The following is a 2,362-nucleotide window of genomic DNA, read 5'->3' on the forward strand; positions in this document are numbered from 1 at the left end:
TGTTCAATACTCAAACGATATTCCAGCGGTTGTTTCTGGATCTGCAAGGCTATGAAAAATACGTCTGATTAGTTTTCTACAAAATGGCAGGAGAGCCATAACGGTCCCTATCTCTGTCAATGGCCACCAACACAAAAGGCCCATCATTCAGGAGAGCGATCATGCGATTGGTTGCCTTTGCACCCAATTGAGACTCATACTCACACTCAGGACGATAGGTCTCCGGAGTATTGATGTCCGCAATGCGGATCTTATCGTAACCGATATAGAAGGTATCGCCGTCAATCACGCAATCAGGCCCACGCCCTCTATCGCACTTTTGATACTGGAACTGCTGTTCGTTGAGAGCTGCAGGTTGAGCGGAAGATGTTTCACCTGCACGGCTTTCAACCTGGTCTTCAGGGGAAGTACAAGCGCTAAGAACGGCGACCATGAGCATGATCATTAGACTGTGGTGTTTCATCGGTCCCCCAAACAGAAATAGATTTCCATTTATGTGTAGCAGAGGCTCGGGCATCTTAAGAAAGCCTCTCAACTCCTAAGGTTGCTCTGCATATTTCAATAAAATCTAAAATTGTAATCACCTTTACAATCTACTAAAAGATGCGGGATAATTATGTAAAGGATCCTCAAATGTCTAACATCCTTGTTTCAGGTGTAGCCACCGCATCAACAACTCTTAGCCAAGCACTTACTGAAGCAGAACAGTTAGTGGTCAGTGGGCAGTCTATAGTACTTCTTGTCGATACAACCCATCAACTAAGCAACACAGTTATTGCTCAATACTGGCCGGGGAAACAGCTGAGACCTAATGGCACAGCCACAACAAATGGCGGCATTTCAGTGAAGTTTGCAACTAAATTGAGCGGGTTCCATCCAAACCCCGGTGACGTCGTGCTTGCATACTTTGCAACTGATCCACTCATGGATTTTGTTCACGATAAAAACACTCTTAATCATAATGTTGATGTCGTTGTAGTTGAGGACTTACTTGGAGCACCAAACTGGGTAATGAGAACACAACCAACATATGTTCCTGCTAGTAGTCAAAGTTCACCTACACCCTTGTTTCAAAATCAAGCTCATGACGCTCTCGTAGAAAACGAAATTGATCAAATAAACAAATCATCCTCAGTATTACATCGCTATGATAAGAACAAACTTAAGCTTGGCTTTAAGGCACTAAAAAATCAGGGCCATACACTCGTCGCTAATGAAGTGCGAAATAAAGCAATGACAAAGAGGGCATCATCAGTTTTAGCAGATAGCATTGCAAAACTCATATGAGATAATTGTCGTCAGCTCTCGGTTACTCAAGGCGCTTTATAAGCGCCTTTTCATTCAAGTCGCCTCATTGCATATTTGCATTTCTACGCAATCAAAACGTTTATTGGACTGCTAGATACGGCCCTTCCATGTCTCAACGCACTAAGAAACAACACATTGTTCCTCGCTTCTATTTAAGCCGGTTTAGCGACTCTGAAGGCATGGTTTGGAACTATGCTGCCGGCGCAGAGCCGCAAGGTCGAAAACCAGAGGCTACAGCCATTGAGACGAATTTTTATTCGCCCGTTGGCCCCGATGGTGAGCGGATAGATGAGCTTGAACTCTTGTTAGGCGCAATCGAAAGCGATGCAGCCCCTTTGTGGGATGATCTCATGAGTGGGAAGATCATGACAGGTGAAGACCGGCAGAAAATCTCTCTGTTCATCGCGGCTCAATATCTGCGCTCGCCAGCTTTGGTGCGAGCAGGAGCTGAATTAGCAGCACATATTGCTCATCATTCTGCAAGGTACATTGCCGCAAGCAAAGAACTTCATGATGAAGTCATCGATGAGTATGAGCAAAAAACTGATCAATTCTTATCTCCAGAAGAGCGCGAGCAAATGCGTGAGCTCGTTCTCTCTAAGGACAAATTAAAAATTAGTGTTCTTCGTTCTGCCGGCTTACCCATGCTGCAAGGTTTGGGGCAACTTGCTGGCAATCTAAACGCAATGAATTGGGTAATCGGGGGAAGTCCTGATCAGCATTTGATCACAAGCGACAGCCCCGTAATACGCATTTCTGATCCCAAAACGCACAGCCCTATCTATGGTGACGGCGGATTTGCAAATAAAACCGTCCGTGTATCTTTCCCGCTTTCACCTGATCGGATCCTTGAAATGACGTGGGAAGGCGAGGAGCAAAATCTCATCAGGCGCATTCCTAAGAAACACGCCAGGATGATGAATAAAACGCGTGCGCAACAAGCTGAACGCTTTGTGTGGCTCTCCTGCCATTTTGTAGAAAACTAATCAGACGTATTTTTCATAGCCTTGCAGATCCAGAAACAACCGCTGGAATATCGTTTGAGTATTGAACA

General features: G+C 45.0%; 3 protein-coding genes. 2 read left to right on the plus strand and 1 reads right to left on the minus strand.

The window, feature by feature from the left end; all coding sequences use genetic code 11:
• Nucleotides 1–76 precede the first annotated feature (76 nt).
• A complete protein-coding gene (locus PPL9_RS00865) occupies nucleotides 77–463 on the minus strand; it encodes a hypothetical protein (RefSeq protein WP_152986552.1) in 387 nt (128 codons plus the stop codon).
• Nucleotides 464–633: 170 nt separating this feature from the next.
• On the opposite strand from PPL9_RS00865, the gene PPL9_RS00870 reads away from it, so the two are divergent.
• Entirely contained in the window at nucleotides 634–1,287 is a 654-nt protein-coding gene (locus PPL9_RS00870; protein ID WP_057460876.1) for a hypothetical protein, read from the plus strand.
• Between the two features lie 128 nt (nucleotides 1,288–1,415).
• Entirely contained in the window at nucleotides 1,416–2,294 is an 879-nt protein-coding gene (locus PPL9_RS00875; RefSeq protein WP_082596437.1) for a DUF4238 domain-containing protein, read from the plus strand.
• The last annotated feature ends 68 nt before the right edge of the window (nucleotides 2,295–2,362 follow it).

Origin of the sequence: Pseudovibrio sp. POLY-S9, assembly GCF_001431305.1 — a bacterium.
In the GTDB taxonomy this organism is placed as follows: domain Bacteria; phylum Pseudomonadota; class Alphaproteobacteria; order Rhizobiales; family Stappiaceae; genus Pseudovibrio.